The sequence below is a fragment of the Acidovorax sp. genome (genome assembly GCF_034519795.1).
In the GTDB taxonomy this organism is placed as follows: domain Bacteria; phylum Pseudomonadota; class Gammaproteobacteria; order Burkholderiales; family Burkholderiaceae_C; genus Acidovorax.
In genome coordinates this window covers 125,933-152,503 of the sequence record NZ_JAXHOB010000008.1, presented here as the reverse complement: position 1 = coordinate 152,503, position 26,571 = coordinate 125,933, and the positions used below count along the sequence as shown (strand labels likewise).

General features: G+C 67.8%; 9 protein-coding genes. 7 read left to right on the top strand and 2 right to left on the bottom strand.

Translation table 11 applies throughout. The features are described from left to right. Positions 1–19: 19 nt before the first annotated feature. Together U5N23_RS08970 and U5N23_RS08965 are read right to left on the bottom strand one after the other, a co-directional pair. Positions 20–1,042 carry a hydroxymethylglutaryl-CoA lyase gene (locus U5N23_RS08970; RefSeq protein ID WP_322592465.1) on the bottom strand — a complete coding sequence of 341 codons (1,023 nt, stop codon included), beginning with the start codon at positions 1,040–1,042 and terminating at the stop codon, positions 20–22. After that, positions 1,039–2,250, bottom strand: a complete 1,212-nt coding sequence (locus U5N23_RS08965) for a CaiB/BaiF CoA-transferase family protein (protein ID WP_322592464.1) — start codon at positions 2,248–2,250, stop codon at positions 1,039–1,041. The genes U5N23_RS08970 and U5N23_RS08965 overlap by 4 nt, the downstream gene beginning before the upstream one ends. Before the next feature lie 141 nt (positions 2,251–2,391). Between U5N23_RS08965 and U5N23_RS08960 the strand changes: the two genes are divergently transcribed. The 7 genes from U5N23_RS08960 to U5N23_RS08930 all read left to right on the top strand — a co-directional run bounded on the left by U5N23_RS08960 (position 2,392) and on the right by U5N23_RS08930 (position 26,532). Then, on the top strand, positions 2,392–3,294 hold the full coding sequence (locus U5N23_RS08960; protein ID WP_322592755.1) for a LysR family transcriptional regulator: 903 nt from the start codon (positions 2,392–2,394) through the stop codon (positions 3,292–3,294). After that, positions 3,291–4,391, top strand: a complete 1,101-nt coding sequence (gene earP, locus U5N23_RS08955) for an elongation factor P maturation arginine rhamnosyltransferase EarP (RefSeq protein WP_322592463.1) — start codon at positions 3,291–3,293, stop codon at positions 4,389–4,391. The genes U5N23_RS08960 and earP overlap by 4 nt, the downstream gene beginning before the upstream one ends. A gap of 150 nt (positions 4,392–4,541) precedes the next feature. Continuing rightward, positions 4,542–5,096, top strand: coding sequence for an elongation factor P (gene efp, locus U5N23_RS08950; protein WP_007852467.1), 555 nt, complete (start codon positions 4,542–4,544; stop codon positions 5,094–5,096). A gap of 139 nt (positions 5,097–5,235) precedes the next feature. Next, positions 5,236–5,670 carry a hypothetical protein gene (locus tag U5N23_RS08945; protein ID WP_322592462.1) on the top strand — a complete coding sequence of 145 codons (435 nt, stop codon included), beginning with the start codon at positions 5,236–5,238 and terminating at the stop codon, positions 5,668–5,670. 344 nt (positions 5,671–6,014) lie between these two features. Then, positions 6,015–13,232, top strand: a complete 7,218-nt coding sequence (locus U5N23_RS08940; protein ID WP_322592461.1) for a DUF4347 domain-containing protein — start codon at positions 6,015–6,017, stop codon at positions 13,230–13,232. Between the two features lie 386 nt (positions 13,233–13,618). Then, positions 13,619–20,230, top strand: a complete 6,612-nt coding sequence (locus tag U5N23_RS08935; protein WP_322592460.1) for an Ig-like domain-containing protein — start codon at positions 13,619–13,621, stop codon at positions 20,228–20,230. A 440-nt stretch (positions 20,231–20,670) separates the two neighbouring features. Continuing rightward, positions 20,671–26,532: an Ig-like domain-containing protein gene (locus tag U5N23_RS08930; protein ID WP_322592459.1), complete on the top strand. Its 5,862-nt coding sequence runs from the start codon at positions 20,671–20,673 to the stop codon at positions 26,530–26,532. Positions 26,533–26,571 lie beyond the last annotated feature (39 nt).

Below are 26,571 nucleotides of genomic sequence, written 5' to 3'. Positions count from 1 at the left end.
GCGCTGAAAAGCGGGTGGGCTATGCGGCGCGCCCTCCCCCCAGCAGCTCTTTCTCCCGCGCCAGCGCCCGCTCCTTGATCGCCTCGAAATCCCCCGGCACCGGGTGCAGCGCCAGGCGCGGCCCGGCCTTGGCGATCTGGCTGGGGATGTCGTGGCCGATCAGCGCGGGCAGGCGCTGCGCGGCGGCCAGCAGGCGGGGCAGGTCCACCCCGGTGGCGTAGCCCATGCAGTCGAGCGCATGCACGATCTCCTCGCTGCACACATTGCCGCTGGCACCGGGCGCATAGGGGCAACCGCCCAGGCCGCCCAGCGATGCGTCGAAGCGGTCGGCCCCGGCGCTGATGCCCGCCAGCACATTGGCCAGGCCCATGCCGCGCGTGTTGTGAAAGTGCAAAGTGAACTCCACGCCCGGCCAGCGCGCCCGCGCCGCCGCGGTGATGGCCGCCACCTGCGTGGGGTAGGCCATGCCCGTGGTGTCGCACAGCGTGACGCCGCCCACGCCCAGGTCGACAAAGCGTTGCACCCAGCCGAACACCGCCTCAGGCGCAACCTCGCCCTCCATCGGGCAGCCGAACACGCACGACAGCGACACGTTGACCGCCACGCGCGCGGCCTGCGCCGTGGCCACCACCTGGGCCAGCGCGGCGAACGAATGCTCCTGCGTCATGCGCAGGTTGGCGATGTTGTGCGTGGCGCTGGCCGACATGACCAGGTTGAGCTCGTCGGCCCGCGACTCGATGGCGCGCTCGGCCCCGCGCACATTGGGCACCAGGGCGGTGTAGACGGTGCCGGGGCGGCGCGTGATTTCGCGCATCACCACCTCGGCATCCTTGAGCGCAGGGATGGCCGTGGGCGATGTGAACGAGGTCACCTCGATCTTGGAGAGGCCCGCATCCGACAGCGCATTGGCCAGCGCGATCTTGTCCTCGGTGGGCACAAAGGCGGCCTCCATCTGCAGGCCGTCGCGCAGACCCACCTCCTGCATGTGGATGCGCTTGCCCGCACCAGCCCATACGCCACCTACTTGCGTTGCGGTAGTCATTGGATCACCCCCTTGCTGCGCAGCAGCGCAATCTGCTCGGCGGTCAGGCCCGCCTCGGCCAGCACCGCATCGGTGTCGTCGCCCAGGTGCGGCGCGCTGCTGCGTATGCTGCCCGGCGTGGCCGAGAGCTTGGGCACAATGCCCGGCACCTGCACGCTGTAGCCGTCGCGCGTCTCCTGCGTGAGCAGCATGTCGCGCGCCTTGTAGTGCGGGTCTTCGGCAATGTCGCGCGCGGTGTAGACCTTGCCGGCCGGCACGCGGGCCGTGCCCAGGGCATCGAGCACCTGCTGCACGGTGAGCGGTGCGCTCCAGGCGCCGATGGCGGCGTCGATCTCGTCCACGCGCGCCACGCGGCCGGCGTTGTCGGCCAGGTCGGGCGCGGCGCCCAGGTCGGGACGGCCGATGGCCTGCATGAGCCGCTTGAAGATGCTGTCGCCATTGCCCGCCACCAGCACCCAGCCGTCGGTACACGGGTAGGCGTTGGACGGCGCGATACCCGGCAGCGCACTGCCCGCCGCCTCGCGCACCGCGCCAAAGGCGCTGTACTCGGGGATCAGGCTTTCCATCACGTTGAACACGGCCTCGTGCAGCGCCACGTCGATCACCTGGCCCTGGCCGCCGTTGACCTTGCGGTGGTACAGCGCCGTCAGCACGCCGATGGCGCCGTGCAGCGCGGCCAGCGTGTCGCCGATGGAGACGCCTACGCGCACCGGCACCCTGCCCGGCTCACCCGTCAGGTGGCGCAGCCCGCCCATGGCCTCGCCGATGGCGCCAAAGCCCGGCAGGTCGCGGTAGGGCCCGGTCTGCCCGTAGCCCGAGATGCGCAGCATCACCAGCCCGGGGTTGATGCGGTGCAGTTCCTCGGGCGACATGCCCCAGCCCTCCAGCGTGCCGGGGCGAAAGTTCTCGATCAGCACGTCGGCCTCGGCGATCAGCTGGCGGGCGATGTCCTGGCCCTCCTTTTGCCGCAGGTCCAGCGCTACCGAGCGCTTGTTGCGCGACTGCACCTGCCACCAGACGGAGGTGCCCTCCTTGATCAGGCGCCAGTTGCGCAGCGGGTCGCCGGATTCTGGCGCTTCGATCTTGATGACCTCGGCGCCAAAGTCGCCCAGCGTCTTGCCGCAGAAGGGGCCGGCGATCAGCTGGCCCATCTCGACCACGCGCACGCCCTGCAGGGCGGCGGCGGTGGGGGTTGGTGTGGCACCCATCGTGTTCTTGTCTCCAATGTCGCAGCCTGCGGGATGAGGTCTGCTGTGTTGACACGCATGATGCTTACAGTTGGCGCTGTCGCAAAACGCTGATGCAACAACCCACCATCGCGTTTCGGCATGGCAGGTAATATCGGGCGCATGAAGCTCGACCCCGTCTCCCTGCGCCTGTTCGTTGCCGTGATGGAAGAAAACACCATCGCCGCCGCCGCCGCGCGCGAGCACCTGGCCGCGTCGGCCGTGAGCCGGCGCCTGGCCGATCTGGAAGACGCCCTGCACGTGGCGCTGTTCACCCGCAGCAACAAGGGCACCGAGCCCACGGCTGCGGCCTATGCGCTGCTGAACCTGGCGCGCGGCGTGCTCAACGACCTCGATGGCATCGCCACGCAGATGCGCGACTATGGCGCCGGCCTGCGCGGCCACGTGCGCGTGGTGGCCAACATCTCGGCCATCAGCCAGTTCTTGCCGGCGCAGCTGCAGAGCTTCATGGCCTTGCACCCGCAGGTGGACGTGCGGCTGCAGGAGCAGATCAGCACCGCCATCGCCCAGTCGGTGGCCGAGAACGCGGCCGACATCGGCATCCTCAACCAGGGCCACTATGGCGACCGCGTGATGCAACTGCCCTACCGCACCGACGAGCTGGCCCTGGTGGTGCCGCGCGACCACGCCCTGGCGCGGCGCAAATCGGTGCGCCTGGTGGATGCCCTGCCCTACGACTTCGTGGGCGCCCACCCGGGCAGCGCCATCAACAACCAGCTCACCAAGGCCGCTGCCGAAACCGGGCTGCCGCTGCGCCTGCGCATGCAGGTCACCAGCTACGACGCGCTGTGCCTGCTGATCGCCGCCGGCCTGGGCGTGGGCGTCATGCCACGCGGCAGCGCTGCGCTGTACAAGGGCAGCCAGCCCATCCGCGTGGTCACGCTGAACGAGCCCTGGGCACACCGCCAGCTGGTGCTGTGCGTGCGCTCGGAAGAGTCGCTGTCGAGCGTGGCGCGCCTGCTGGTGGACCACCTGCGCGCGCCTGCCCAAGGGCCTGCCGCATGACGGTGCCTGCCCTGCCCCCGCTGCAGTGGGATGTGTTCTGCCAGGTCATCGACAACTATGGCGACATCGGCGTGTGCTGGCGCTTGGCCAGCCAGTTGGCCGCGCGCGGCCAGCGCGTGCGCCTGTGGGTGGACGATGCCTCGGCCCTGGCGTGGATGGCGCCAGTGGGATGCCCCGGCGTAGAGTTGCGCCCCTGGGGCGGCGAGGTGCCAGCCGCGCACGAGGCCGCGCCCGATGTGGTGGTCGAAGCCTTTGGCTGCGAAATCCCCGAGCCCTTCCTGGCCTGGGCCGTGCAGCATGCGCCAGCGCGGCAACCCGTGTGGATCAACCTCGAATACCTCTCGGCCGAGCCCTATGTGGAGCGCAACCACCGCCTGCCCTCGCTCATCATGTCGGGCCCGGCCCGGGGCTGGACGCGCTGGTTCTTCTACCCCGGCTTCACCCCCGCCACGGGCGGCCTGCTGCGCGAGCCGGGGCTGCTGGACCAGCGCCCACCCGGCTTTGCCGCCGCCTGGCGCGCGGGCCAGCCTGCGGCAGCCACCAATCCCGAACGCTGGATGTCACTGTTCTGCTACGAGCCCGCTGCCCTGCCCGCCCTGCTGGCCCAGGCCTTGCAGCCCGGCGCCGTGCCCACCCGCCTGCTGGTCACGCCCGGGCGCGCCACGCAGGCCGTGCGCTCCGCATTGGCCACCTTGCCGGCAGAGCATGGCCCGCTGCAACTGCAGTTTCTGGCCCCCACCGACCAGCCGGGTTTCGACGACCTGCTCTGGGCCAGCGACTTCAACGCCGTGCGTGGCGAGGACTCGCTGGTGCGGGCCCTGTGGGCCGGCCGCGCCCTGGTCTGGCACATCTACCCGCAGGACGATGGCGCCCACCACGCCAAGCTGGCGGCGTTTCTCGACTGGCTGCAGGCTCCGGCCTCGCTGCGCGGCTTTCACGCGGCGTGGAACGGCATTCCCGGCCACGGCGCGCTGACCATTCCGGATGATGGAACCCTGTCCGAGTGGACCGCCTGCGTGCAGGCGGCACGCGCGCGCCTCATGCAACAAACCGACCTGGTGGGCCAGTTGGTAGGATTTATCGCGGAAAAAAGGTAAAATCCGAGGCTTTGCGCAAATCGAGGCGCGGCACCATGGTGCCCGTACCCCGCGCAATCCCGCCGCGGAACATGCGCCGGCCAGATGCACAGCCCCCAGGGCGTGCGGCCAGCGCGTTGAGCGGCCCCCAACCCAAGCAACCAAACTGCTATGAAAATCGCTCAAGAAATCCGCGCCGGCAACGTCATCATGCACGGCAAGGACCCCATGGTCGTCCTCAAGACCGAATACGCCCGTGGCGGCCGCGGTGCAGCCACCGTGCGCATGAAGCTCAAGAGCCTGATCGGCAACTTCGGCACCGAAAACGTGTTCAAGGCCGACGACAAGATCGACAACGTGATCCTGGACAAGAAGGACTGCACGTACTCCTACTTCGCCGACCCCATGTACGTCTGCATGGACACCGACTACAACCAGTACGAAGTCGAAGCCGAGAACATGGGTGACGCACTGAACTACCTGGAAGACGGCATGGCCCTCGAAGTGGTGTTCTACGACGGCAAGGCCATCTCGGTCGAACTGCCCACCAGCGTCGAGCGCGAAATCACTTGGACGGAACCCGCCGTCAAGGGCGACACCTCCGGCAAGGTTCTGAAGCCCGCCAAGATCGCCACCGGCTTCGAAGTGCCCGTGCCCCTGTTCGTCTCGCAAGGCGACAAGATCGAAATCGACACCCGCACCGGCGAATACCGCAAGCGCGTGTAAGGTGCGGCGGGCAAGCGCCTGCAGCCCTGCTGAACAAAGGCTTCCCTCGGGAAGCCTTTTTCGTTGGCGCAGACAGCGCCTGGCTCCCATCGACAGCGAATTCTTGCGAGCGTCACGCGCCTCGCGCACAATCATCGGCATGGACCTTGCCACCGACCTCACCGCACTCATGCCCCGCTGGCGCATCGATGGGGTCGATATGCTGCCGCCCGGCGATCCCGCGCAGGTCCAGGCGCTGTTTGCCCAACTGGGCCAGCCCGCCACCCCCGAAGTGCTCACCCTGTACACCACCCTGGGCGGCATGGCCACCATGGACGGCGAGTTCTGGCGCATGTGGTCGCTCGACGAAGTCAGCCGCGCCAACCAGGGCCCGCCCTCCGAATGGGGCGTGCAGTTTGCCGACTTCCTGACCCACAGCCAGGTGTTTCGCCTGCGCACGGCGGCGGATGGACGCTCGGAAGTCCTCGCCGGCCCCCTCAGCGCCGACAGCCCACCCGTGCGGGTCGCGGCCTCGCTCAACGAATTCTTTGCGCTGTACCGCAGCAACCCGGACCAGGTGCTGCAGCCGCGCTGAGCCCGGCGCCAGGCGCGACGGATCTGTCGCATTGGGGTATCTACCAGCACGGGCATCCAGCGCAGAGTATTCGTTTGTAAATGACTTACTTTCTGGTAAAAACCGGTTTCACAGTGAGCAACCCGCAGCGGAGAGGCCCGGCCTAAAGGCGGGCCAGGTGCCTCTCATACCCACGCCTCGATACCCGCTGTGACCGCCCGTGCTCCGCAAGGCCGGGCACCACGCGGCGACCCCGCCACCGGCCCGGCAAGGCCTGTGCCGTGCGCGCCCCCCGTCCATCCAGAACACCTGGCGACCGCCCCCTCCCGCAGGCAGCAGGTCCGCCACATCCCCGAGGAAACGCCATGACCGGCCACCGCCATACCAACCACCCCATGCCCCTGGGCGCGCGCGACCCCGTTGAGCTGGTCTTCGTGTTCGATGACCTGCACGACTGGCAGACCCTGGCCGCCGCCGCACCCGAAGGTGCCGAGGTGGTGGTGCTCGATGGCTGGAGCGACGGCCTGGCGCAAATGGCCGCGCACCTGCAGGGGCGCAGCGGCATCGCGGCCCTGCACATCCTGAGCCACGGCACACCGGGCAGCCTGCTGCTGGGCAACCTGCCGTTGACCACAGTTCTTGTAGCCGAGCATGCGCAAGCGTTGGCCGACATCGGCTCGGCATTGGCCGAAGATGGCGATATTCTGGTCTATGGTTGCCGTGCTGGCGCGGGCAGCGTGGGCTGCGACTTCGTGCAGGCCCTGGCGCTGGCCACGGGCGCCCATGTGGCTGCGGCAACCGGCCTGGTCGGCGCTGTCCATCTGGGCGGCAATTGGCGGTTGGACCGGAAGCACGGCACCGTGGGCACAGCGTCGCTGGGGGGCCTGGAGCAATACCAGGGGGTGCTGGTGCTGCCCCCGGACCAGACCTTCAGCGACGCTGACGGCACGAAGGTGGGCGCGGGCAAGACCTTCACCCACAACGGCGTCAAATACACAATGAACGGGCCTGGTGTTGACTCGGCATACGAGCACTACGTCTCGGACGACCCTCTGTTGTCGCCAGGTTCGGGAACCAACTTCCTGGCGCTGGACTACTTTGCAGCCAACGTGACCTCGGTCACGGTGAGCGCCGCCGACGACAGTCCCTTCCGCCTCAATGGGCTGAGCTTCATGGTGGCGGAAAGCACATCGTCAGGAGGTGCCTCGGTGGAGTACACGCTCACGCCCCAGGGCGGCAGCGCAATCACCTATATGAGCGACGTCCTGTACCCATCCCAAGACTTTTCTAACAACTCCGCTTTCTACAACATCACCAGCTTCACCTTCACGGCCACGACTCCAGGCTCCCCGTACATCTACGTTTCGCTCGACGACATCGATTTCGAGACGCCCATCATCCTGCCCTCCATCACCAGTTCCACCTACGATGCCGCCACCGGCATATTGGCGGTCACGGGCATCAACTTTGAAGCGACCGGTGGGGCCAGCAACGACATCGTGGCCAACAAGTTCACCCTCACCGGTGAAAACGGTGCCACCTACACGCTGACCAATACCTCCAACGCGGAGATCAGCAGCGCCACCAGCTTCTCGCTGACCTTGAGCGCGACCGACAAGGCGGCGGTGGATCAGATCGTCAACAAGAACGGCACCACGTCCACTGGCGGCGCAACCTTCAACCTGGCGGCTGCAGACGACTGGAATGCCAATGTCACCGCAGGCAACACCGCCGATGCGACCAATGCAGTCACGGCCAGCAACGTGGCCGAGCCCACCATCACCAGCGCCACCTACAACGCCAGCACGGGTGTGCTGGTGGTCACCGGCACAGGCCTGAAATCGCTGAACGGAGTCACCAATGACATCCTGGCCAACAAGTTCACACTGCGGGGCGAGGGCGGCAGCACCTACACACTGACCGATACGGGCAATGTAGACATCACCAGCGGCACCTCGTTCACGCTTGTGCTCAGCGCGACCGACAAGGCGGGGGCCAACCTGCTCCTGAACAAGGACGGTAACCTGTCCACAGACATCTCCACCTACAACCTGGCCGCAGCCGAGGACTGGGCGGCCGGCGCGGATGCTGCCGTCACGGTGGCCGACACCACGGGCAACAGCCTCACGGTCTCCAACGTACCCACGCCCACCATCACCAGCACCACCTACAACGCCACCACCGGCGCGCTGGTGGTCACGGGCACCGGCTTCACCAGCCGGGCGGGCGCCACCAACGACATCGTGGCCAACAAGTTCACCCTGCGCGGCGAGGGCAACAACACCTACACCCTGACGGACACCTCCGATGTCGAGATCACCTCCGGCAACTCCTTCACGCTGACCCTGAGCGCCACCGACCGGGCCGCCGCCAACCTGTTCATCAACAAGACCGGCACCATCTCCACCAGCGGCACCACCTACAACGTGGAGGCCGCCGAGGACTGGGCCGCCGGCGCCGATGCCGCCGTGGTGGTAGCCGACCTCGCGGGCAATGGCCTCACCGCCACGGTGCCGGCGCCCACCATCACCAGCGCCACCTACAACGCGGCCACCGGCGCCCTGGTGGTCACGGGCACCGGTTTTGTGCTGCGCGACTCCGCCAGCGACATCGTCGCCAACAAGTTCACCTTCACCGGCCAGGGCGGCGCCACCTACACACTGACCGATACCGCCGATGTCGAGATCAGCTCGGGCACCAGCTTCACCCTGACCCTGTCGGCCACCGACCAGAGCGGCCTGCGCACCCTGCTCACGGCCAACGGCACGCAATCGTCGGGCGGCACCATCTACAACCTGGGCGCCGCCGAGGACTGGGCCAATGGTGCCGATGCCGCCGTGGTGGTTGCGGACACCACCGGCAACGGCATCACAGTGTCCAACGTGGTCTCGCCCACCCTCACCTCTGCCACCTACGATGCCTCCACGGGCACCCTGTCCGTGACGGCCACCGGCATGGTGACGGGTGATGCCATCGACGCCACCAAGCTCAGCCTCACGGGCCAGGCAGGCAGCTACACGCTGACCGCGGCCACCGCCAATCCCACCGCCAGCAATGCCACGGCCTTCACGGTCACGCTCGGCGCCGCAGACAAGCTGGCCATCGACGGCATCCTGAACAACAACGGCACGGCGGCGGTGGACGCCACCCCCTTCAACCTGGCCGGTGCCACGGGCTGGAACTCCACCGTCGGTGCAGCGGCAGACACCACCGGCAACGCGGTCACGGTCAGCAACGTCACCGCCCCCACCATCACCAGCGCCACCTACGACGGCACCAGCGGCATCCTCACTGTCACCGGCACGGGCCTGGTCCAGACCATCGGCGCCACCAACGACATCACCGTCAGCGCCCTGACCATCACCGGCGAGGGCGGCGCCACGCGCACCCTGTCCACCACGGGCAATGTCGAAGTCACCTCGGCCACCAGCTTCACGCTCACGCTGGCCGGTGCCGACGCATCGGCCGTGGCCTCGCTGCTCAACAAGAACGGCACCTCCTCGGCCAGCAGCGCCACCACCTACAACATTGCCGCCGCCGATGACTGGAACAGCGTGGTCACGGGCGGCGATATCGCCGACCTCACGGGCAACGGCATCACCGTCAGCAACGCGGCGCCCAGCATCCTCTCGGCCACCTACGATGCCGCCACGGGCGTGCTCACCGCCACCGGCGTCAACCTGGCCAGCGGCGGCAATGTCGTCGTCGGCAACCTCACCCTCACCGGCCAGGGCGGCGCCACCTACACGCTGACCACGGGCAACGTCACCGCCAGCAGTACCACCGACTTCTCGGTCACGCTCAACGCCGCCGACCAGCTCAGCGTCAACGGCCTGCTCAACAACAACGGGACCTCTTCGGCCACGGGCCCCACCCCGTTCAACCTGGCAGCCGCCGCCAACTGGCAGGCAGGAGCAGGTGCCGACCTCACCGGCAACGCCGTCACCGTCAGCAACGTGGCTGCCCCCACCATCACCAGCGCCAGCTACGACGGCAGCACCAACACCCTGGTGGTCACCGGCACGGGCCTGGTCAAGACCATCGGCGCCACCAACGACATCACCGTCAGCGCCCTGACCATCACCGGCGAGGGCGGCGCCACGCGCACCCTGTCCACCACGGGCAATGTCGAAGTCACCTCGGCCACCAGCTTCACGCTCACGCTGGCCGGTGCCGACGCATCGGCCGTGGCCTCGCTGCTCAACAAGAACGGCACTTCCTCGGCCAGCAGCGCCACCACCTACAACATCGCCGCCGCCGACGACTGGAACAGCGTGGTCACGGGCGGCGATATCGCCGACCTCACGGGCAACGGCATCACCGTCAGCAACGCGGCGCCGAGCATCGTGGGCGCCACCTACGATGCCGCCACCGGCATCCTCTCGGTCTCGGCCGTCAACATGGTCGCGGGCGACACCATCGATGTCTCCCAACTGTCGCTCGTCGGCCAGGCCGGGGGCTCCTACACCCTGACCACCGCCAACACCACGGCGACCAACGCAACGGCGTTCTCCATCACGCTGAACGCGGCAGACCAACTGGCCGTGGGCGGCATCCTCAACACCAACGGCAGCTCTGCCGTGGATGCCACCGCCTTCAACCTGGCCGCCCTGGCCAGTTGGAATGCCAGCCGTCCCACCGGTGCCGACCCCACCGGCAATGCGGTGACGGTATCGAATGTCAGTGCTCCCACCATCACCAGTGCCACCTACGACGCCACCACCCACATCCTCACCGTGACCGGCACGGGACTGGTCAAGACCCTGGGCGCCACCAACGACATCACCGTCAGTGCCCTGTCCATCACCGGCGAGGGCGGTGTTGCCCGCACCCTGTCCACCACGGGCAATGTGGAGGTGCTCTCGGCCACCAGCTTTGCCGTGACCCTGGCCGGTGCCGATGTCGCTGCCGTCGAGGCCCTGTTCAACAAGAACGGCAGCACCTCCACCGGTGGCACCGCCTACAACCTGGCTGCGGCCGACGACTGGAACAGCGTGGTCACCGGCGGCAGCATCGCCGACGCCACGTCGGCCATCACGGTCAGCAATGTTCCCCCGCCCACCATCACCAGTGCCACCTACGACGCGGCCACCGGCGCATTGGTGGTCACGGGCACCGGGTTCTCGGGGGCGTCCGGGGCCGCCAACGACATCGTGGCCAACCGGTTCAGCCTGCAGGGCGAAGGCGGCGCCAGCCACACGCTGACCACCACCGGCAATGTGGAGATCACCAGCGCCACGTCGTTCACGCTGACCCTGAGCGCTGCGGACAAGGCCGCCGTCAATGCCCTGGCCAACAAGAACGGCACCAGCTCTACCAGCGCCAATACCTACAACCTGGCTGCTGCCGAGGACTGGGCCGCCGGGACGGATGCCGTCGTGGCGGTGGCCGACGCCAGCAATGGCGTCACGGTGGCCAATGTGGCCGCACCCACCGTCACCAGCGCCACCTACAACGTGGCCACCGGCGTGCTGGTGGTCACGGGCACCGGGCTGCTGGGCGCCCATGGCGCTGCCAACGACATCCTCGCCAACCGGCTGACCTTTACCGGCAAGGCGGCTAGCACCTACACGCTGACAGATACCGCCAATGCCGATGTCACCAGCGCCACGGCCTTCAGCCTGACCCTGAGCACCACCGACAAGGCGGGCGTGAACCTGCTGCTGGACAAGGCCGGCACCAGCTCGGTGGACAACACCACCTACAACATCGCTCTGGCCGAAGACTGGAATGCCGGGGCCGATGCGGCCGTGGTGATCGCCGATCTCACGGGCAATGCGGTCACGGCTGCGGGCTTTCCTTCGGACGACGGGGGCGGCACCCCCACCCCGCCCACCGGCACCCCCATCGATGGCGTGCCCGTCGTCACCGAGCCGGGCCCTGGCGGCTCCACCATCATCACCATCCCGGTGGTGGTGCCCACCCGGCCCGATACCCCTGGTACGCCCTCCCCACTGGCAGATATCCCCCTGGTCACTTCGCCCAGCGGTACCCCCATCGTCTCGGTGGGTGTGCCCACCGGCGTCGGGTTGCAGGCCGAGGGGCTGACCACCACGACCACGGGCTCTGCCGCCCTGGCCGAGCTGGGTTTTCGGATCGAGCGCATTGCCGGCGACAGCCCTGAGCTGACCAATGCCGGCCAGGTGTTCTATGCCACCCTGGCGCCCAACGAGCCATTGAGCGTGCAGATCCTCAAGCCCACCATCGGTGCCGGCTATGACGGATCGCAGCCGCTGGTGATCACCGGCAGCAACAACCCGGCCGATGGCAAGCAGGCGGTGATTGTGGATGCCCGCAGCCTGCCTTCGGGCACGGTGATCCAGGTGGACGATGTGGAGTTCCTGGCGGTCGTGGGTGCCGTGCGCGTCATTGGCGGCGCGGGCCAGAATGCGGCCAGCGGTGACAGCGCGAACCAGTGGATCGTGCTGGGGGCGGACGACGACACCATCCATGGGGGTGGTGGCAATGACACTGTGGGCAGCGAAGGCGGTGATGACCAGGTCTATGGCGATGCCGGCGACGACATCGTGTTTGGTGGGGCGGGCAATGACCTGCTCTCGGGTGGTACCGGCAGCGACAAGCTCAACGGCGGTACGGGATTTGACGTGGCGATGCAGGAAGGGCAGAAGACGGACTACACCGTGACTCTGGAAGGGGCCGGGATCAAGCTCACGCATACCGCTTCGGGTGTCTCCGACTGGCTGGTCGATGTGGAGCAGGTGCGCTTTGCGACCGGCCCGAGCCTCACGGTGGCGCACAGTGCCGCCGAAGAAGCCGGGGCCTATCTGTTCCAGAAGTGGGTCGGGCGCGATCTGAACCAGGGCGAGGGGGCGATCATCCAGAGCCTGACGGGCAAGACGGCCCTGGAGGTGGCGACGCTGTTCGCGCAGTTCTTCCCCGAGCAGAGTGCTGGCAGGACGCCTGCGCAATTGCTGGAGGGCATGGGTGCGGCGGGAGCTGTGCGCGTGGATGCCGTGCGCGATGTGACCGTGACCGGGGATGCGGGCCACAACACCATCAGCCCGACGCTGGGCCTGGCGCGCTACGTGGATGGCGGCGCGGGCACCGATACCGTGGTGATCCCTGCCACGCTGGGCCAGACCCATGTGCAGGCCCACGGCAATGGATCGTTCACCCTGCAGCGCCTGACCGATGGCGCGATGCTGGACACCACGCGGGTGGAGCGGGTCACGTTCAGCGACACCAAACTGGCGCTGGACCTCGATGGCAATGCCGGCCAGGCGGCCAAGCTGCTCGGTGCCCTGGGCGGGCCTGGCATGCTGGCCAACAAGGGCGTGGTGGGCGAGGTGATCCGCCTGCTCGATGCCGGGGCCACGAGCCAGACCATTGCAGGCCTGGGGCTGCAGCTCCTGGGGGCGAACACGCCCACGCAGATCGCGCAGACGCTGTGGACCAATCTGGTGGGGCGCGCGGGCACGGAGGGCGAGCTCAAGCTGCTCACCGACCTGATGGCCGGTGGGGTATCGGCCGGGGAGTTGGTGGTGATGGCGGCCAATCTGGATGCCAATGCCGTGCGTATCGACCTCGTAGGCCTCACGGCCAAGGGCATTGAGTTCGCCTGACGGCGAGGGCATTGAATTCGCCTGACGGCAGAGGCGGCTGCGCGCGCAGCCACCCGCTTCCTGTAACCGCTGCCCAACCCGATACGGGATTGCAAAGCGGCATGCGCGGCCCCTCGCGTGCCCAATATTGTTAGTAAGAACTCTTACTTTCTGTTAGAAAAGGCTTGCACACCCAGCAATCACCAACATGGTGCCGCCGCCGCAAAGCTGGCGCTGCCCCAGGGGTCTGCTGTGACGACCCATACTCCGGGATGCCGCGCGCAATGCGGCTTCAGCACCACCAGGCCTTTCCCGACCTGTGCCGGTGCGCCCCCAGGAGATCCAGAACCCATGGCCATGGCCCCTGCCCCGTGCAGCGGCCCGCCACAGCCCCGAGGAAGCGCCCCATGATCCGCAGCACCACCATCGACACCCCACTGCCCACGGGCGCCCTGCCGCCCGCGCGGCAAGTGGTCTTCGTGTTCGATGACCTGCCCGACTGGCAGACGCTGGCGGCCGCCGCGCCCGAGGGTGCCGATGTGGTGGTGCTCGATGGCTCCCGCGACGGGCTGGACCAGATCGCCGCGCACCTGCAGGGGCGCAGCGGCATCGATGCCATCCACATCCTGAGCCACGGCGAGGCTGGCCGCGTGCAACTGGGCAGCAGTTCGGTGGGGGTGGACGAAGTGCAGGCCCGGTCGGACCTGTTGGCCCGCATCGGGGACTCGCTCACCGCAGATGGGGACATTCTGCTGTATGGCTGCGACGTGGCCAGCGGCGACGCGGGCCGCCAGTTCATCGAGCAACTGGCCCAGGCAACCCAGGCCGATGTGGCGGCATCGGTGGATGCCACCGGCTCTGCACTGCAAGCGGGCAACTGGCAGCTGGAGGCCCAGGCCGGGACGGTGGAGTCCGCCCATGCCATCGCCGCGCAAGAGGCGCTGCAGGACTATGCGCACCTGCTGGCGGTGACCTATTCCAGCGCCACCAATCCGCTGTCTGCCGTGCCCCGCACAGCCCAATCCACCATCGTGGGCGACTTCGATGGCGATGGCGATGTGGATGTGCTGAACTACCGCGTGAGCGACAACACGGTCTGGCTCTACAGCAACAATGGCTCGGGCACTTTCAACGCGGTGAGCGCTGCCGACCCCAGCAGCCCATTTCGCAACGTGGCCGTCGCCGACCACTTCTACAACTCGGAAACCACCTACGTCGCCGACTTCGATGGCGACGGCGACATGGACATCTGGGATTACGCGGGCGATGACCACCTGATCAGCGCCAACCCCTCGGTGAACGGCCCGGGCTTCTACCTGGAAAACCAGAACGGCACCTACGTGCGGCTCGGCATCGCCGCCAACCCCCTGAAGGATGTGGACTCGTTCAAGGACGTCGCCATCATTGGCGACTTCGACAGCGATGGCGACATCGACGTGCTGTCCTGGATGCAGAACAGCACCGGGCTCGAGTACTTCCGCAACAGCGGCTCGGGCGTGTTCACCTCGGTCAGCTACGGCAGCAGCCCCTTTGCCGGCGTGGCCCTGGCCGACCAGTTCTACAACGCATCCAACACCCACGTGGCCGACTTCGACGGTGACGGCGACCTGGACATCTGGGATGCCACGGGCATCACCAACAACAATGCCAGCCCTCCCGGTACGGCGGTCTACCTGCAGAACAACAACGGTGTTTACAGCCGCCAGACGGGTGTGAACAATCCGCTCAAGGATGTGGCTATCACCTTCAACCTGTCTTACGCCAAGGTGGGCGATTTCGACAGCGATGGCGACATCGATGTGCTGGCCTACCAAACCGATGGCGCCACGCCCGAGTTTTTCCAGAACAACGGCAGCGGGCAGTTCACCAAGATCGCGCATGGCGCCAGCCCGTTCGCGGCGATTGCCACGCCCTTCTGGACCCTGCCCGCCACCCATGTGGCCGACTTCGACAACGATGGCGATGTCGACATCTGGGACTTCACCGGCCAGAGCGCCGGCATCTTCGACCGGCAAGGAGGCTCGCCGCCCAAGCTCACGGCGTCGACCCCGGTGGACAACGGCACCGCTGTGCACCCCGGCGACAACCTGGTGCTGCAATTCAACGAGGCCGTCACGGCAGGCACGGGTTCCATCCGCATCTACCGCAGCAGCGACAACGTACTGGTCCATACCATCGCCGCCAATGGCGCAAGCGTGACGGGCACGGGCACGACCACCATCACCATCAACCCGACCACCTCCTTGGCGGACCTCACGGGCTACTACCTGCTGATCGACAAGCAGGCCTTTCGCGACGCGGACGGCATGGTGTTTGCCGGTATCTCGGACAAGACCCAGCTCAACTTCACGACGGGCGTGTCCAACGTCGCCCCCACGGCCACCAACCTGACCCAGACGGTGCCCTACACCGAAGACCCCGGCGCCGCCGTGCCCCTGGGCGACATCGTCATCACCGACCCGGACAGCGGCGACACCCTCACCGCCACGCTGACGCTGAGCAATGCGGCTGCCGGCTCCCTGAGCACCGGCACGTTCGGTGCATCGACCTCCACCTACAACGCCGGCACCGGCGCCTGGACGGTGAGCGGCACGCTCGCCAACGTCAACGCAGCCCTTGCCGCAGTCGCCTTCACGCCCGCGGCCAACTGGGACCAGGACGTCACGATCACCACCCAGATCCGCGATGCCGCGAACGCCGGCCCGGCCAACGGCACGATCACGCTGGACGCCACCCCCGTCAACGACACGCCCACCAACATCGCGCTGTCGCCCAGCACCGTGGCGGAGAACACCTCCACCGTCGCGCCCCTGACCATTGGTGCCCTCTCCACCACCGACGTGGAAGCGGGCGCCTTCACCTACAGCATCGCTGGCGGTGCGGACCTGGGTGTGTTCGAGATCAGCGGCAGCAATCTGCAGTTCAAGGCCGGCACCACGCTGGACTTCGAGGCCAAGGCGAGCTACGCCGTCACCGTGCGCTCCACCGACAGCGGGGGCCTGTTCACCGACAAGGCGTTCACCGTCAACCTGACCAACGCCAACGAGGCCCCCACGGTGGCCACGCCCATCGTTGACCAGGCAGCCACGGCCACGCAGGCATTCAACTTCACCTTCGCATCCAATGCCTTCCAGGACCCGGACGCCGCCACCACGCTGACCTACACGGCCACGCTGGACGGCGGCGGTGCCCTGCCCGCATGGCTTGCCTTCGATCCGGCCACGCGCACCTTCAGCGGCATCCCGGCCCTGGGCGATGCGGGCACGCTGCAGGTACGCGTCACGGCCAGCGATGGCCTCCTCACCGCCAACGACACCTTTGCCCTGGTGATCGCTGCCGGCCCCACGGTCACCAGCATCGTGCGCGCAGGCGGTGCATCGGCCACGGTCGCCAGTGCTGCCACCAGCGTGGACTACACCGTGATCTTCAGCGAGGCGGTGACGGGTGTGGACGCCAGCGACTTCGCCGTGACCCCTTCGGGCACGGCCTCTGGCACCGTGGCCAGTGTCACCGGCTCGGGCACCACCTACACCGTGACCGTGAACGGCATCACCGGCGACGGCACCCTGCGGCTGGACCTCAAGGCCAGCGGCACCGGCATCGAGAACGGCTCCAGCCTGGCCGTCGTGGGCGGCTATGCCGTAGGGAGCACCTATACCCTGGACCACACCGCCCCGGCAGCACCCGCAACCCCGGTTCTGGCCACCGCCAGCGATACCGGCACCTCCAACAGCGACCTCCTCACCGCCGACACCACGCCCACCCTCACGGGCACGGCCGAGGCCAACGCCACGGTGCAGCTGTACGACACCGATGGCACGACGGTGCTGGACACCGCGGCTGTCGATGGCGCAGGAGCCTGGTCGCTCACCAGCTCGGTGCTGTCGTCTGGCGCGCACACCCTGACGGTCAAGGCCACCGATGCGGCGGGCAATGTGAGCACGGCCTCCACCGGGCTGGTGGTCACCTTCGATGCCTCGGCGCCCACGCTGGCCATCACCAGCAATGTGCCCAGCCTCAAGATCGGCGAGACGGCCACCATCACCTTCACCTTCAGCGAAGACCCCGGCGCCACGTTCAGCTGGAACGGCACCGTGGGCGACGTGGTGGTCACCGGCGGCACCCTGGGCGCCATCTCCGGCTCTGGCCTGACCCGCACCGCCACTTTTACCCCCACGGCCGCCAGCAATGGTGGCACGGCCAGCATCACGGTGGCCACCGGCGCCTACACCGATGCCGCAGGCAACAGTGGCGGTGCCGGCCCGACGCCTGGGCTGAGCTTCGACACGCTGGCCCCTGCCGCCCCCTCGGCCCCCGATCTGGTGGTGGGCAGCGATTCGGGCACCTCGTCTGCGGACAACATCACCAACGCCACCACGCCCACCCTCAGCGGCACGGCCGAGGCGGGCAGCACCGTCACACTGTACGACACCGATGGCACGACGGTGCTGGGCACTGCGGTGGCCACCGGCGGCGCCTGGTCCATCACCAGCACCACCGCCCTGTCGGCGGGCGCACACACCTTGACCGCCAAGGCCACGGATGCGGCGGGCAATGTGAGCGTGGCATCTGCGGACTTGGTCCTCACGATCGACACCACCCCGCCTGCGGCCCTGCCCACACCGATCCTGGATGCCGCCAGCGATACCGGGGCCTCCAATGCAGACGGCATCACCACGGACACCACGCCCACCCTGACGGGCACGGCCGATGCCAACGCGGGCGTGACCCTGTACGACACCGATGGCACCACGGTGCTGGGCAGCACGGTTGCCGATGGCGCGGGCAACTGGTCCATCACCCCCGGTGCGGCCCTGGCCGCTGGCGCGCATACCCTGACCACCAAGGCCTCGGATACCGCAGGCAATCTGAGCACGGCCTCGCCCAGCCTGTCGGTGACCATCGATCCGACGGCCCCGGTGCTGGCCTCGGCTACGGTCAATGGCAGCACGCTGGTGCTGACCTATACCGATGCGGGCACGCTCGATGCGGTCAACGCCGCTGCGCCCGGGGCCTTTACCGTGATGGTGGGGGTGGTCCCGAACGTGGTCACTGGGGCAGTGGTGAATGCGGCAGCAAAGACCGTGACCCTGACCTTGACCACGGCGGTGACCAATGGCCAGGTGGTGACGGTGGCCTATGCCGACCCGACGGGCGGCAACGATGCCAGTGCCATCCAGGATGCGGCCGGCAACGATGCCGCCACGCTGGCCGCCACGGCGGTGACCAACAACACCGCCGCCCCCGATCCAGGCACGCCACCGACCCCGCCAGGCACCCCTGTCGATGGGGTACCGGTTGTCACCGAACCCGGCCCCGGTGGGTCCACCATCATCACCATCCCGGTGGTGGTGCCCACCCGGCCCGATACTCCCGGCACGCCTTCTCCGCTGGCCGATATCCCGCTGGTCACTTCGCCGAGCGGTACGCCGATCGTCTCGGTGGGTGTGCCCACCGGCGTCGGGTTGCAGGCCGAGGGGCTGACCACCACGACCACGGGCTCTGCGGCCCTGGCCGAACTGGGTTTTCGGATCGAGCGCATTGCCGGCGACAGCCCTGAGCTGACCAACGCCGGCCAGGTGTTCTATGCCACCCTGGCGCCCAATGAACCGCTGTCGGTGCAGATCCTGAAGCCCACCATCGGTGCGGGTTATGACGGCTCTCAGCCCCTGGTGATCACCGGCAGCAACAACCCGGCCGATGGCAAGCAGGCGGTGATCGTGGATGCGCGCAGCCTGCCTTCGGGCACCACCATCCAGGTGGACAACATCGAGTTCATCGCCGTGGTGGGCAATGTGCGCCTGATCGGCGGGGCTGGCCAGAACGCCGCCAGCGGGGATGGCGGCGTCCAGTACATCGTGCTTGGGCCCGATGACGATGTGATCCACGGCGGCGGGGGCAACGATGTCGTCGGTAGCCTGGGCGGGGATGACCAGGTCCATGGCGATGCCGGAGACGACATCGTGTTCGGGGGCGCGGGCAATGACCTGCTCTCGGGCGGCACGGGCAGCGACAAACTCAATGGCGGTACGGGCTTTGATGTGGCCGTGCAGGAGGGGGCGCGCAGCGACTACACCGTGACCCTGGAAGGCGCAGGCATCAAGCTCACGCACACCGCTTCGGGTGTCTCCGACTGGCTGGTCGATGTGGAGCAGGTGCGGTTTGCCACCGGGCCGAGCCTGACGGTCGCGCACAGCGCGGCCGAAGAAGCAGGGGCCTATCTGTTCCAGAAGTGGGTCGGGCGCGATCTGAACCAGGGCGAGGGGGCGATCACCCAGACGCTGACGGGCAAGACGGCCTTGGAAGTGGCGACGCTGTTCGCGCAGTTCTTCCCCGAGCAGAGTGCTGGCAGGACGCCTGCGCAATTGCTGGAGGGCATGGGTGCCGCAGGCGCCATCCGCGTGGATGCCATCCGCGATGTGACCGTGACCGGCGATGCGGGCCACAACACCATCAACCCCACCTTGGGCCTGGCGCGGTATGTCGATGGCGGTGCGGGCACCGATACCGTGGTGATCCCTGCCACGCTGGGCCAGACCCATGTGCAGGCCCACGGCAATGGCAATTTCACCCTGCAGCGCCTGACCGATGGGGCCATGCTGGACACCACGCGGGTGGAGCGGGTCACGTTCAACGACAGCAAGCTTGCGCTGGACCTCGATGGCCATGCAGGCCAGGCGGCCAAGCTGCTCGGTGCCCTGGGCGGGCCGGCCCTGCTGGGCAACAAGGGCGTGGTGGGCGAGGTGATCCGCCTGCTCGATGCAGGGGCCACAAGCGAGACCATTGCGGGGCTGGGGCTGCAACTCCTGGGGGCGAACACGCCCACGCAGATCGCGCAGACGCTGTGGACCAGTGTGGTGGGCCGGGCGGGCACGGAGGGCGAGCTCAAGCTGCTTACCGACCTGATGGCCGGCGGGGTGTCGGCCGGGGAGCTGGTGGTGATGGCGGCCAATCTGGAGATGAATGCCGTGCGCATCGACCTCGTAGGCCTCACGGCCAAGGGGATCGAGTTCGCCTGACGGCAGAGGCGGCTGCGGGCGCAGCCGCCCGTTTCCTTGAACCGATACCCGGCCTGCCCCGGGCAAGTCGGCGATTGCCTGCGCCCGACATGGCTGGCAGCCCCGCCGGGTTGCCGGTCTGTCGCATGGGGGACAGCCGCAAGTGCAAATGCCGTGTGCCAGCCCTCTGAATGAAGAATTTTGTTCGTAAGAATTCTTACTTTCTGTTAAAAAACGGCTTCACAGCCAGCAATCACCAACATGGTGCAGCCCACCGTCAGGCTGGCGCTGACCCAGAGCTGCGCTGTGACGCCCCATGTCCCGGGATGCCGCGCGCAAATGCGGCTCAAGCACCACCAGTCCTTCCCCGGCCTGCGCCATGTGCTCCCCAGGAGATCCAGAACCCATGGCACGGCCCCTGTCCAGCGCAGCGGCCCGCCACAGCCCCGAGGAAGCGCCCCATGACCCGCAGCACCACCATCGACACCCCACTGCCCACGGGCGCCCTGCCGCCTGCGCAGCAAGTGGTCTTCGTGTTCGATGACCTGCCCGACTGGCAGACGCTGGCAGCCGCCGCGCCCGAGGGTGCCGAGGTCGTGGTGCTTGATGGCACGAAGGACGGGCTGGACCAGATCGCCGCCCATCTGCAGGGGCGCAGCGGCATCGAGGCCCTCCACATCCTGAGCCATGGCGAAGCCGGCCGCGTGCAGCTGGGCAGCAGCTCGGTGGGGGCCGATGAAGTGCAGGCCCGCTCCGAGTTGCTGTCACGCATTGGAGACTCGCTCACCGCCGATGGGGACATTCTGCTGTATGGCTGCAACATCGGCGCCACTGGCCAGGGCGAGCCATTGCTGCAGTCGCTTGCCTATGCGACCCGCGCGGATATCGCTGCATCCGACAACCTCACGGGCAGCGCTGGCAAAGGGGGGGATTGGGTTCTTGAATGGACCTCCGGCAGCGTCAACTTTGCCAATGCGCTCAACGGCGAAGCACTTCGGGACTACGAAGCGGTTCTCGCCGCCGCAACCATCGAATTTGGCGACCGCGGCTTCGCGCCCGAGCAGAACCTCAACGCCGTCAACCATTCGGCCCTGACCAAGACTTTCAACATCTTCACGAGCGACCTCTCAGGTGTTATCGATGCCGCCCATCCGTTGCGCTACAACCGCGCTGATGGCACCGGTCCTTGGGCTGGCACCTGGTATCCCACCGAGATGCCCACGGCGGGGGCCAACGATGGGGTTGCCAACGCTTCGGGCGATGGGGTGGACCAATACAAGGTGCCAGTGGCGCTGACATTCAAGACAGCCGACGGCAGCGAATTCGCATTCATAGGTTTCAACGCTGAGCAACTTGACTACGGCCTTTTCGCCAACTACGGAGCTTTCCTGACTGTCGACGCCTACCGCGACGGGACCAAGGTCGGAACCGAGAACGTCTACGCCAACTCCAACTCACCCGATTGGTACTCCACCATCACCATGTCGGCCCCGGCGTTCCAGAACGTCGATGAAATACGCGTATACCTCGACGCGGCCAATACCCCGGCCTGGGACCCGACCCAGCCGGGCCTGCATTTGCAGTTCGATCGCTTCGTGGTGGACAACGCTCCGAGTCCCACCCTCACCTCCGCCACCTTCAACGACAGCGCCCTCAAGATCGGCGACACCGCCACCGTCACCTTTGTCTTTTCCACGGCCGTCAACAATTTCGACACCACCGACCTCACGGTGTCCAATGGCGCGGTAACGGGCCTCTCCAGCAGCGATGGCGGCATCACCTGGACGGGCACCCTCACCCCCGATACCGGCGTGGCCAGCGCCACCAACGTCATATCGGTGAACCTGGCAGGGGTCACCAGCGTGAGCGGCGGCATTGCGGGTACAGGCACAGCCGACTCCAGCAACTACGCCATCGACACGGCGGCCCCCAGCGTCACCGGCGTCAACGCCAGCACCGCCGATGGCACCTACAGGGTGGGCGACACCATCGCCATCCAGGTCAGCTTCAGCGAGAGCATCACCGTCACCGGCGCGCCCCAGCTCACGCTGGAGACCGGCAGCACCGACCAGGTGGCCACCTACGCCTCGGGCAGCGGCAGCGGCACGCTGGTCTTCAACTACACCGTGCAGGCCGGCGACACCACGCTCGACCTGGATTACCTGGCCACCAACGCCCTGGCGCTCAATGGCGGCACCTTGCGCGATGCCGCAGGCAACGATGCCACGCTCACGCTGCCCGCCCCGGGCGCGGCCGGCTCCCTGGGCGCCAACAAGGCCCTCGTCATCGACGGCGTGACCCCTTCGCTCACGGCCGATACCGTGCCTGCCGATGCCACCTACTCGGCCGGCCAGCAGCTGGATTTCACGGTGACGTACAGCGAGGCGGTGACCGTCACCACCGGCGGGGGCACGCCGTACATCGCCCTCTCGCTGGACACCGGGGGCACGGTGCAGGCGGCCTATGTGTCGGGCTCGGGCACCGACACCCTGACCTTCCGCTACACCGTGGCCGCAGGCAACCAGGACACCAACGGCATCAGCGCAGCCCCTGCCATCACCCTGAACGGGGGCACGGTGCGCGACGCCGCCGGCAACAACGCGGCCGCCACCGGCATCACCTTCGCCAGCACCGCCGGTGTGCTGGTGGATGCGGCCGCCCCCACGGTCAGCAGCATCAACCGTGTGGGCAGCGCCAGCACCAATGCCACCAGCGTGGACTACACCGTCACCTTCAGCGAGTCGGTGATGGGGGTGGACGCCACGGACTTTGCGCTGACCAAGACCGGCACTGCCGACGGCACCGTGGCCGGCATCACCGGCTCGGGCAGCACCTACACCGTGACGGTCAACGGCATCACCGGCACCGGCACGCTGCGCCTGGACCTCAATAACGCGGGCACGGGCATCATCGACGCGCCGGGCAATGCGATTGCCACGGGCTTCACCGCAGGCCAGACCTTCACCATCGACACCGTAGCCCCCCCAGCCCCCAGCATCACCGCCCTGGACCCCGCCAGCGACACCGGCAGCTCCAACTCCGACCGCATCACTGCCGACACCACGCCCACCCTCACCGGCACGGCCGAGGCCAACGCCACGGTGCAGCTGTACGACACCGATGGCACGACGGTGCTGGACACCGCAGCGGCCGATGGCGCAGGTGCCTGGTCGCTCACCAGCTCGGTGCTGTCGTCCGGCGCGCACACCCTGACGGTCAAGGCCACCGATGCGGCGGGCAATGTGAGCACGGCCTCCACCGGGCTGGTGGTCACCATCGATGCCTCGGCCCCGGCTGCCCCCTCGGCCCCGGACCTGGATGCCGGCAGCGATTCGGGCGCGTCTTCCACCGACAACACCACCAGCGACACCACGCCCACCGTCACCGGCACGGCCGAGGCGGGCAGCACCGTCACGCTGTACGACACCGATGGCACGACGGTGCTGGACACTGCGGCGGCCGATGGCGCAGGCGCCTGGTCGCTCACCAGCTCGGTGCTGTCGTCCGGCGCGCACACCCTGACGGTCAAGGCCACCGACGCTGCGGGCAATGTGAGCGTGGCCTCGGCGGGGCTGGTGGTCACCATCGATACCTCCGTGGCCGCCCCTTCGGCCCCCGATCTGGTGGTGGGCAGCGATTCGGGCACCTCGTCCACGGATGACCTGACCAATGTCACCACGCCCACCGTCTCCGGCACGGCCGAGGCGGGCAGCACCGTCACGCTGTACGACACCGATGGCACGACGATTCTGGGCAGCATGGCTGCCGATGGCGCAGGCGCCTGGTCCATCACCACCAGCACGGCCCTGTCGGCGGGCGCGCACACCCTGACCGCCAAGGCCACGGATCTGGCGGGCAATGTGAGCGTGGCTTCGGCGGGGCTGAACCTCACCATCGATACCACGGCACCTGCATCCGCGTCGCCGCCCAACCTGGATGCGGCCAGCGATACCGGCGCCTCCAGCACCGACAACATCACGGCGGTCACCACGCCCACGTTCACGGGCACGGCGGGGCTGAACGCCAATGTCACGCTGTACGACACCGATGGCACCTCGGTGCTGGGCAGCACGGTTGCCGATGGCGCGGGCAACTGGTCCATCACCCCCGGTGCGGCCCTGGCCGCTGGCGCGCATACCCTGACCACCAAGGCCTCGGATGCGGCGGGCAATTTCAGCACGGCATCGTTCGGCCTGTCGGTCACCATCGATCCCACGGCCCCGGTGCTGGCCTCGGCCACCGTCAATGGCAGCACCCTGGTGCTGACCTATACCGAGTCCAGTACGCTCGATGCGGTCAATGCCGCTGCGCCCGGGGCCTTTACCGTGATGGTGGGGGTCACGCCCAATGTGGTCACGGCGGCAGTGGTGAATGCCGCAGCAAAGACCGTGACCCTGACCCTCACCACGGCCGTGACCAATGGCCAGGTGGTGACGGTGGCCTATGCCGACCCGACGGGGGGCGACGATGCCAACGCGGTCCAGGATGCGGCCGGCAACGATGCCGCCACGCTGGCCGCCACGGCGGTGACCAACAACACCGCCGCCCCTGATCCAGGCCCCGGGCCCACGCCTCCCATCACCCCCATCGATGGCGTTCCCGTCGTCACCGAGCCGGGCCCTGGTGGCTCGACCATCATCACCATCCCGGTGGTGGTGCCCACCCGGCCCGATACCCCTGGTACGCCCTCCCCACTGGCCGATATCCCCCTGGTCACTTCGCCCAGCGGTACGCCCATCGTCTCGGTGGGTGTGCCCACCGGCGTCGGGCTGCAGGCCGAGGGACTGACTACCACGACCACGGGCTCTGCCGCCCTGGCCGAGCTGGGCTTCCGCATCGAGCGCATTGCCGGCGACAGCCCTGAGCTGACCAATGCCGGCCAGGTGTTCTATGCCACCCTGGCGCCCAATGAGCCTTTGAGCGTGCAGATCCTGAAGCCCACCATCGGCGTGGGCTATGACGGCACCCAGCCCCTGGTGATCACCGGCAGCAACAACCCTGCCGATGGCAAGCAGGCGGTGATCGTGGATGCGCGCAGCCTGCCTTCGGGCACGGTCATCCAGGTGGATGATGTGGAGTTCCTGGCGGTCGTGGGGGCCGTGCGCATCATCGGCGGCGCGGGCCAGAATGCGGCCAGCGGTGACAGTGCGAACCAGTGGATCGTGCTGGGCCCGGACGATGACACCATCCACGGCGGTGGGGGGAACGACGTGGTCGGCAGTGAAGGGGGTGATGACCAGGTCTATGGCGATGCCGGGGACGACATCGTGTTTGGTGGGGCCGGCAATGACCTGCTCTCGGGCGGCACGGGCAGCGACAGGCTCAATGGCGGCACGGGATTTGACGTGGCGATCCAGGAAGGGCAGAAGACGGACTACACCGTGACCCTCGAAGGGGCCGGCATCAAGCTGACCCATACCGCCAGTGGCGTGTCGGACTGGCTGGTGGATGTGGAGCAGGTGCGGTTTGCGACCGGGCCGAGCCTGACGGTGGCGCACAGTGCGGCCGAAGAAGCCGGGGCCTATCTGTTCCAGAAGTGGATCGGGCGCGATCTGAACCAGGGCGAGGGGGCGATCATTCAGAGCCTGACGGGCAAGACGGCGCTGGAGGTGGCGACGCTGTTTGCGCAGTTCTTCCCCGAGCAGAGTGGGGGCAGGACGCCGGCGCAGTTGCTGGAAGGCATGGCGAGTGCAGGAGCGGTCCGCGTGGATGCCATTCGCGACGTCACTGTGACCGGCGATGCCGGCCACAACACCATCAACCCCACCTTGGGCCTGGCGCGGTATGTCGATGGCGGTGCGGGCACCGATACCGTGGTGATCCCCGCAACTCTGGGCCAGACCCATGTGCAGGCCAACGGCAATGGATCGTTCACCCTGCAGCGCCTGACCGATGGCGCGATGCTGGACACCACGCGGGTGGAGCGGGTCACCTTCAACGACACCAGGCTGGCGCTGGACCTCGATGGGAATGCCGGCCAGGCGGCCAAGCTGCTCGGTGCCCTGGGCGGGCCGGCCCTGCTGGGCAACAAGGGGGTGGTGGGCGAGGTGATTCGCCTGCTCGATGCCGGAGCCACGAGCCAGACCATCGCGGGGCTGGGGCTGCAGCTCTTGGGGGCGAACACGCCCACGCAGATCGCGCAGACGCTGTGGACCAATGTGGTGGGGCAGGCGGGCACAGAGGGCGAGCTCAAGCTGCTTACCGACCTGATGGCCGGCGGGGTCTCGGCCGGGGAGCTGGTGGTGATGGCCGCGAATCTGGATGCCAATGCCGTGCGTATCGACCTCGTAGGCCTCACGGCCAAGGGGATCGAGTTCGCCTGACGCCGAGGGCATCGAGTTCGCATGAAGGAGGGGATCGTG